We start from the raw sequence: 8,023 nt of genomic DNA on the forward strand, positions 1-8,023 counted from the left end.
CGGAACCGACGCGGAGACTCGATGGTAGCCTCAGTCGCTCCGATCGCCCACCAGCGCCAGATGCCGGTCGCCGAGGGGGGAATCGGTGATCGCGGTGGAGATCTTCGGCAGGGCGTAGGGGTGGTTGCGGCCGAGCCAGGCCAGCATTTCCTCGCGCACCGCGCACCGCAGGTTCCACGCGTCGTCGGCGTCGGCCGCCGACATCGTCGCGCGCACCACGATATTCGTCGGCGTGCTATCGGTGACCTGCAGGCCCCAGGAGCGACCGTCCCAGTCCGCGCGCGTGCGCAGATACTCCTCCAGGTGCTCGCGCAGCAGCGGCACCGGCGTGCTGTGGTCCAGGTACAGGAAGACCGTCCCGGTGAGCTGCGAACCGCCGCGCGACCAGTTCTCGTACGGCTTGTTGTTGAAGTAGGAGACCGGCATGGTCAGCCTGCGGTCGTCCCAGATCCGCACGGTGAGGAAGGCGAGAGTGATCTCCTCCACGATGCCCCACTCCCCCTCGACCACGACGGTGTCACCGATCTTCACCGAGTCGCCGAACGCGATCTGCAATCCGGCGATCAGGTTGCTCAGCGTCGACTGCGCGGCGACACCGGCGATGATGCCGATCACCCCCGCCGAAGCCAGCAGCGAGGTGCCCAGGGTCCGCAGACTCGGCACCAGCAGCAGGATCACGACGGCGGCGGTGGTCACCACCAGGACCGAGGTGACGATCCGGCGCACCAAGCCGAGCTGGGTGCGCAATTGCCGCACCCGCGTGATGTCCTGGGTGCGCCGCGCATACGAGCGCAGCGTGTTCTCCGCGACCGCGTCGGCGGCGCGGATGACACACCACGCCGCGGCCATGATCGCCGCGGTCGCGAGACCGGTCCGGATCATCACGTCCTGGGGCAGATCGAGGTGCGCCAGCGGGTAGGTGGCGTGCAACGCCAACGCGCCGAGCAGCACCTGCACGGGCATCTGCACCCGCCGCAGCAAGGTGGGGAGCTGGTTGCCCGGTCGTCTGCGGGCGGCGTAACGCAGTAAGCGATCGATCAGCAGACCGGCCGTCACGGTGATGGCCACCGTACCGAGAAGCACGATGAGCGGCCGTAGTATTTCCTCCAACGGATCGAACTCCTTCTCCTCGTCCACTCACCGCGCCACGGCGTTCTTCGCCGCATCGGGAAAGCAGCGCCAGGGATCGCCGGCGCTGCTCATATTCCGCGCAGGTGAGTGCGATGCTTCGATTCCGCTCCGGCGAGCGGGCTTGCACACGGGCGAGTGATGGTCTTACAGCAGCGCCAGCGCGATGCTCAGCACCGCCAGTACGAAAACCCATGCCGCGACGGTCCATTCGGCAGGAAGTTCTGTGCCGGGATGGCCGCCGCGTCGGGCGGCGCGATACTGCGAGCGCGAGGCCGAAATGGACATACATCCTCCTTCGGTCGGTTGCGTCATCCAGGCGCATACCCGCTTTCGCCGCCGATCGTCGCCACGCCGGTGTGGCGAATCCCACCGCGGACGGCAGAGGCGTTGTCCATCAGGGATTCTCGGCAGCCGCGCGGCGCCGATGGTCATCGGCGGCCGGAATGGCTGCGGTAATGCAGGTCCTCCAGCGAAAGAGGCGGAACGTAGCGCGTCACCAGTGTGCGGTCCCACCACGCCCGGGTGCGGGCCAGTTCGCGTGGTGTGGTGAAGCGGTACAGATACAGCTGGGCCCGGACGTAGCGCGGTGCGGCATCCGGGAACGGATTGCGCCGTAGCAGTCGCAGCGTGGCGGCGTCGTTCTCCAGCAGTCGCGCCAAGAAGGGGCCCAGCCACGACTGTGCGTACCGCGGTGACGCGGCGGCGAACCACATGAGCCAGTCCAGGCGCAGATGGTACGGGGCCCATTGGCGCGGGAGCCGGCGCGGATCACCGGGTTTGCCCTTGAACTCGTATTCCCGCCACCGTGTCCGGTCGGTGACGGCCGGTTCGTCGGTGCCTTCGACGACCACCTCGTAGCGGGTGCGTCCGATGCTGCCGAACGCTCCATAGGTGTTGACCAAGTGATAGGGGTCGAACGACCGGTTCATGGCCTGGTGGCTGGAGATCAGATTGCGGGCCGGCCGGTAACTCAGGAAGACCACCACCGCGGTGAACGCGATGACCAGGCCCGTGAACCACGGCGGCGGCCCCGGCAGCGACGGCGGTGCGGGCACCGGCAACACCGCGGCGGCCGCGGGCCCGCTGACCGCGCCGCACGCGAGGACGATCGTCAGCCAGTTCAGCCAGGCGAAATTGCCCGACAGCACCAGCCACAGCTGGGTGATCACGATGACGGCCGCGGCGATGCTCGCCACCGGCTGCGGCGCGAACAGCCCGAAGGGCACGACCAGCTGGGCGACATGGTTGCCGAGCACCTCCACCCGGTGCAGCGGCTTGGGCAGGTGGTGGAAGAACCAGCTCAGCGGTCCCGGCATCGGTTGCGTCTCGTGGTGGTAGTACAGGCAGGTCAGATCGCGCCAGCACCGGTCACCGCGCAGTTTGATCAATCCGGCGCCGAACTCCACCCGGAACAGCAGCCAGCGCGCCAGCCACAGCACCAGCACCGGGGGCGCGGTGCGGTCGTTGCCGAGGAAGATCACCAGGAACCCGCATTCCAGCAGCAGCGACTCCCAGCCGAACGCGTACCAGTCCTGTCCCACATTGACGATCGACAGGTAGAGCACCCATAACAACGCCCACATCAGCATCGCCGCCCACAGCGGCACCAGATCGGCGAGGCCGGCCACCATCGCCGCGGACAGCGCCGCACCGAACCAGGACACCACGGCGAAGAACCGGTCGGAATAGTGGACATGGAAAATGCTCGGCGCCTGCCGAAAGGACCGCCGGGCCAGCCATCGCGGCACGGGTAGCATGCCGTGCTCCCCGATCAGCGCCCGGAATTGCCGGGCGGCGACCACGAAGCCGATCAGATAGACGGCCGCGACACCGCGAGTCAGCAGCTGCCTGCTCAACCAATATTCGGATGCGGTGAACCAGTCCATGCCCGCAACTCCTCCGACCGCGGACCTTCGCCCCACCGCATACCCAGCCCGGCGGCGGGGAAACCGGTGCTACATCGGATACAGGCTGTGCTTGCGCGGGTTGTGTTCGGCAGCCGCCTCTTTGTCCCGCAGCAGCCGCAGCGCGTGCCGTATCTCCAGCCGGGTCCGGGATGGCTCGATGACGGCGTCGATGTAACCGCGTTCGGCCGCGATCCACGGCGTGGCCACCGTGGTGTTGTACTGGTCGATCATGAATTCCCGCACCGCGGCGCGCTGCTCCTCCGGCACCTGCTCCAGCTGCCGCCTGCCCGCGATGTCGACCGCGCTCTCCGCGCCGATCACCGCGATGCGGGCGGTGGGCCAGGCCAGGCTGATGTCGGCGCCGAGCTGCTTGCACGCCATGAAGCCGTACGCGCCGCCGTAGGACTTGCGGACCACGACGTTGATGATGGGCACGGTCGCCTCGATGATCGCGCGGAACACGCGACCGCCGCGGACGATGACGCCGTTGCGTTCCTCTTCCACGCCGGGGAGCACGCCGGGAGTGTCGACGACGAACACCAGAGGAATGCCGAACGCGTTGCACAGCCGGATGAAATGCGTTGCCTTGTCGGAGCATTTCGCGTCGACCGCGCCGCCGAGAACCAGCGGCTGGTTGGCGACGACGCCGACGCTGCGGCCGTCTACGCGGGTGAAGCCGGTGATGAGATTCGCCGCGGTGGCCGAGCGGATCTCGTGGAAATCGCCGTCGTCGAAGATGCGCAGCAGGATCTCGTGCATGTCGTAGCCCTCCCGGTCCGAATCCGGGATGATCAACTCCAGCTCGAGATCGGTGGCGGTGATCTCGGGTTCGAGACCCGGGTTCACGATCGGAGCCTGCTCCAGGCAACTCGACGGCAGGTAGCTCAGGTATTTACGGGCCCAGTCGAAGGCCTCCTGCTCGGTGGCGGTCACGTGATGGATGGTGCCGTTGCGGGCCTGCACGTGGGCGCCGCCCAGTTCCTCCGCGGTGACGTCCTCGCCGGTCACGGTCTTGATGACCTCGGGGCCGGTGACGAACATGTAGGAGTTCTCGGTCGCGACGAGCACGTCGGTGTTCACCGGGCCGTACACCGAACCGGCGGCGCACTTGCCGAGCATGATGGACACCTGCGGGACGAACCCGGACAGCCGCTCCTGACGCCTGCTCATATGGGCGAACCAGGCCAGCGAGGTGACCGCGTCCTGGATGCGGGCGCCGCCGGAATCGTTGATCGCCACCACCGGGCACGCCTTCTCGTAGGCGAACTTCAGGATGTGGGCGACCTTCCGCCCGAACATCTCGCCGACCGAACCGCCGTACACCGTCTGGTCGTGCGCGATGACCACGACCGGCCGCCCCTCGATGCGGCCGTGGCCGGTGACCACACCGTCGCCGTACTTCGCGTCCTGCGCTCCTGGCGTGCGCGCGAGCGCGCCGATCTCGACGAACGTCCCCGGATCGAGCAGCGATCGCACCCGCTCCCGAGCACTGGGAATACCCTTGCTCCGGCGTTTCGCGATGCCGGACGCACCGGCGGGTTCCTCGGCGATCGCGAGGGTGTCCCGCAGCTGTTCCAACTTCTCTCGCGTGCCGACCATCCGCAAACTGCCTCTCGACCTCACTGGCTCCTGCGCAGACGATAGGGGGCTGAACGAGCGGCGCCGAGTTCCCGAAGCGTTTACTGGGCAGCTCACAACGCGCGGACAATCGCGTTGGCACGGCGCCCTATGGACCGCTCCGGCGCCGGCGCTGTCCGTCCGCCTCCGAGACTTCCCGTGTGGCCTGGCAGGATTCGGTGCATGAGCTTCACCGGGGACGATGTCCGCACCTTCGCGCTGTCGCTGCCGGAGACGTCCGAACAATTCGCCTGGGGGATGCCCACCTTCCGGGTCGCGGGCAAGCTGTTCCTGACCCTTCCGGAAGGCGAGACCTCGATGGCGGTCCGCTGTCCCATCCTCGACCGCGACGAACTCGTCGTCGCCGAACCGGACAAATTCTGGATCGCCGCGCACGAAGCGGGCAACGCCTGGGTCCGCGCGCGGCTGGCCGCCCTCGACGACCGGGAGGAACTGGAAGCCATCGTGCGCGACTCGTGGCGGCAGGCCGCACCGCGTCAGCTACTCGACGACGCCCGGTGACCTGCTCGGCGTCAGCGGGCGCGGCGGCGGCGCGGCCGTGGCGCGAGTTTCAGGCCGAACAGCAGATCGGTATTGCGGACCGGCGTCGGTTGTTCGGACTTCCTGAGCAGTCCCGCTTCGCGGATCCAGCTGTGGTGCCAGTGGTACAGATCCGGCAGGGTCACCTCGCACGCCGCGGCGAGCCTGCGGAGGCGGAAACCCGCCCCGCCGATGGCGCCGGCGAACAGCTTCGTATTGGGTGTGGGGCGTGATTCCTGGTGCTCGCGAGCTTCGTAGAGCAGAGTCCGCGCCGACGGGGGTATCACCCAGACATACAGGTCGGGAGCGTGGGTGTAACCGATGGGGCCGTTGAAGATCAGCGCGTCGGTGGTGAGCGCGACACACGGGATCGCGTTGAGTTCCATCGCGGTGGCGCCGGTGAACAGTGCCGTGACGATCGCCGCTCCGTCCACCGGATCCGCCGTCCTGGCCCGGACCCGGGCGACGAGGTCGTCGTCGACCGGGACCGTGGTCAGTCCTGGACCGACCGAGTAGGCCAGGTCGGGCGGCAGATCGAGGCGCAGCCCGTGCAGCAGGAACGCCGCTTGGGCACCGCGCAGGCGCGTGATGGTGTGCCCCCGGCTCGGACTGTCGGCGACGAGGCTGCCCAGGAACCGGTACAGGCTCAGGATGTCGTTCCACTCGTCGACCAAACCGGCGCCCTGCTGGAAACGGTCCGGCACGCTGAGGCGAGGTTGCAGTACCGAGAGCATGTATTCGGCCAAGCCCGCCCCGCGCGGCCCAAGCCAGCCGCCGACGCCGTTCTGGTTCAAGTCGTGCCTGCACGGTCGTCCGGTGTGCTCGGCCAGCCACCGGCAGGCGGTCTGGATGCCGTCGGTGTAGACGGCATCGATGCGCGCGAATTCCTCCGGCGGCAGGCTCCGGTAGGCATCGGCGCGGAAAGTGGTGACGTCCCCGTCGGAGATCTGCGGCAGCAACCCGCCTCCGGCCGCTTCGGGGAGCGTGATGATGCGCGATGGCCGGTGATTGGTCTGCCCGTATCCCACGTGCCTGGTCGGTGGCTCCGGGCCGACGATGCGGGTGGTCGGCGGGTCAGGGACGGCTACGCGTGTGGTCGGGGGTTCGGGAGCCCCGACACGTGTGGTCGGGGCGTCGGAAACGTCCACACGCGTGGTCGGCGGGTCGGGAGCATCGACGCCCGCGGTCGGCGGCCCGGGAACGTCCACGCTCGCGGGTGGCTGTTCGGGAACGTCGATGCGCCTGGTGGGCGCGGACGCGCTGCGGCGGTCCTGCAACCACTGCCACAGGTCCTCTTCCGGCACGCCCAGCCGCTGCGAACTCGATCGCACCTGCTCGGCGGAGAGTTCATCGTGTTCGTCGAGCTGAGCCAATCTTTCCAGCTCGGACGGACGCAGCGTGGGCACGCTCGCGTCGGCCACAGCCACAACCTCCCGGATTTACCGAACCCGTAACGCGTCACTGCGGGTTCGAGACGTCAGTTGCAGAGCATTCGATCACGTACCCACCGGTAAGGCTGGGAATTCACCCGAGTTTCGGATGTTGTCTACGTCACCGACAACTGCACACTCTATCGAAATCGCCGTCTGCTGAATGCATTTTGCCTAGTCATGCTGTCTGTCGGCAGCCGCGACGGAAACAAATGAGCGATGCCGGCATCCGAAAAACCCACGCCGCGTTGTCTACTGCGCTGGACACTCGCGCCGAGCTGCCGCGATCGGCAGCGACGGCCCGCCTCGGCGGCAGCGTAGACGTACCGCCGGGCAACAATCGAGCCGCAGGGTGCCGACGCGGGAGAGACGAACAAACCGGACAAACGTGATCGTCGTCGGTGAGTTATGCGCTGCGTGGGCGCCCTCTTCCACCACCGTGAACGCAATTGCGCCGAGCGCTGATCAGTGCGCCGGCCGATAGCCGGAATGCGGCCGGGACCTCCGCCGTGACCAGATCGAGAGCGAATTCTCAGCGTTCACACAACCGTCTCTCGCCAAGCCCAAATACTGCTGCGGTGTCATTAGAGGGTGCTGGTCGGCAGCACTTCTTCAAGCCCAGCCCCGAGGAGACCAGTTCGTGTTTACCGGCACCACCGCGAGCATGCCGCGGATCCACACGTCGTGGCTGGGCGGGGCGACGGGCGCTTCGGCCAGCCGGCGGGCGTCCCGGTCGATCAACGCCGACGCGGTAGCGATCGAGACCGACGCCACGACCGGAACGACGGCGTACGTCGTCGCCGACGGCGTCGGAGATCATCTGCTCGGCGCCCGCGCGGCGCGTACGGTCGCCGCCGCAGCGGCTCGCGCCGCCGCACGCGAGGGGGCACGGGCGGGAATTCTCGCGGCTCAGGAGGAACTGCTGCGCGAAGTCCCCGAACCTTCGGCCGACAGCGTGCTCGTGGTCGCGGTGCTTCCGGCCGCCGGTCAGCCCGACGGCCCCTGCGAGGTGGCGTGGGTCGGCGACTGTCGGGCGTATCGCTGGAACGGGCGGGTGCTGCACCAGATCACCACCGACCACACCGTCGCGGAGTTGTACCGCACCCGCGGGCTCGTTCCCACCCCGCGCATGAGTCATCTGGTCACGACCTCCGCGCGCACCGTCCAGCCGGACGCGATCGGGTACGCCGCCACCGGGTCCAGCACGGGCAGATTGCTGCTGAGCACCGACGGTGTCCACAAACCACTCGGCATCGCCGAGGTCAAGGCCATCCTCGCCGACGGCGACGCCGCTCCCACGATCGCGAGCACCTTGGTGGACGCCGCCCTCCTGGCCGGTGGAAAGGACAACGCCACCGCACTGGTCGTCGACCTGCCCGCTCGGATCTGCGGCGACTG

The 8,023-nt window shown here is 68.1% G+C and carries 7 protein-coding genes; 2 read left to right on the forward strand and 5 right to left on the reverse strand.

Annotated elements, in window-relative coordinates; genetic code table 11:
• Nucleotides 1–30: 30 nt before the first annotated feature.
• The 4 genes from NB3_RS07900 to NB3_RS07910 all read right to left on the reverse strand — a co-directional run bounded on the left by NB3_RS07900 (nucleotide 31) and on the right by NB3_RS07910 (nucleotide 4,637).
• Nucleotides 31–1,137, reverse strand: a complete 1,107-nt coding sequence (locus NB3_RS07900; RefSeq protein ID WP_244891804.1) for a mechanosensitive ion channel family protein — start codon at nucleotides 1,135–1,137, stop codon at nucleotides 31–33.
• 138 nt (nucleotides 1,138–1,275) lie between these two features.
• The gene (locus NB3_RS34865; protein WP_157111623.1) at nucleotides 1,276–1,416 is read right to left on the reverse strand and encodes a hypothetical protein; all 141 of its coding nucleotides are present in this window, start codon (nucleotides 1,414–1,416) and stop codon (nucleotides 1,276–1,278) included.
• 143 nt (nucleotides 1,417–1,559) lie between these two features.
• Nucleotides 1,560–3,017, reverse strand: a complete 1,458-nt coding sequence (locus NB3_RS07905) for a lipase maturation factor family protein (protein WP_067798779.1) — start codon at nucleotides 3,015–3,017, stop codon at nucleotides 1,560–1,562.
• Nucleotides 3,018–3,086: 69 nt separating this feature from the next.
• A complete protein-coding gene (locus NB3_RS07910) occupies nucleotides 3,087–4,637 on the reverse strand; it encodes an acyl-CoA carboxylase subunit beta (protein WP_067798782.1) in 1,551 nt (516 codons plus the stop codon).
• 201 nt (nucleotides 4,638–4,838) lie between these two features.
• On the opposite strand from NB3_RS07910, the gene NB3_RS07915 reads away from it, so the two are divergent.
• Nucleotides 4,839–5,177 (forward strand): MmcQ/YjbR family DNA-binding protein, encoded by a 339-nt coding sequence (locus NB3_RS07915; RefSeq protein WP_067798785.1) that lies wholly within the window; start codon nucleotides 4,839–4,841, stop codon nucleotides 5,175–5,177.
• 11 nt (nucleotides 5,178–5,188) lie between these two features.
• On the opposite strand, the gene NB3_RS07920 is transcribed toward NB3_RS07915, so the two are convergent.
• Nucleotides 5,189–6,616 (reverse strand): superantigen-like protein SSL4, encoded by a 1,428-nt coding sequence (locus NB3_RS07920; RefSeq protein WP_067798787.1) that lies wholly within the window; start codon nucleotides 6,614–6,616, stop codon nucleotides 5,189–5,191.
• Nucleotides 6,617–7,265: 649 nt separating this feature from the next.
• On the opposite strand from NB3_RS07920, the gene NB3_RS07925 reads away from it, so the two are divergent.
• On the forward strand, nucleotides 7,266–8,023 hold a 758-nt coding region (locus NB3_RS07925; RefSeq protein ID WP_218020551.1), incomplete at its 3' end, for a PP2C family protein-serine/threonine phosphatase.

It is taken from the genome of Nocardia beijingensis NBRC 16342 (assembly GCF_001612785.1).
GTDB classification, from domain to species: Bacteria; Actinomycetota; Actinomycetes; order Mycobacteriales; family Mycobacteriaceae; genus Nocardia; species Nocardia beijingensis.

What these genes read in the sequence shown, in the direction of transcription:
- NB3_RS34865 (WP_157111623.1), bottom strand. Translation starts at nt 1,416, where the DNA reads ATGTCCATTTCGGCCTCGCGCTCGCAGTATCGCGCCGCCCGACGCGGC.
- NB3_RS07910 (WP_067798782.1), bottom strand. Translation starts at nt 4,637, where the DNA reads ATGGTCGGCACGCGAGAGAAGTTGGAACAGCTGCGGGACACCCTCGCG.
- NB3_RS07905 (WP_067798779.1), bottom strand. Translation starts at nt 3,017, where the DNA reads ATGGACTGGTTCACCGCATCCGAATATTGGTTGAGCAGGCAGCTGCTG.
- NB3_RS07915 (WP_067798785.1), top strand. Translation starts at nt 4,839, where the DNA reads ATGAGCTTCACCGGGGACGATGTCCGCACCTTCGCGCTGTCGCTGCCG.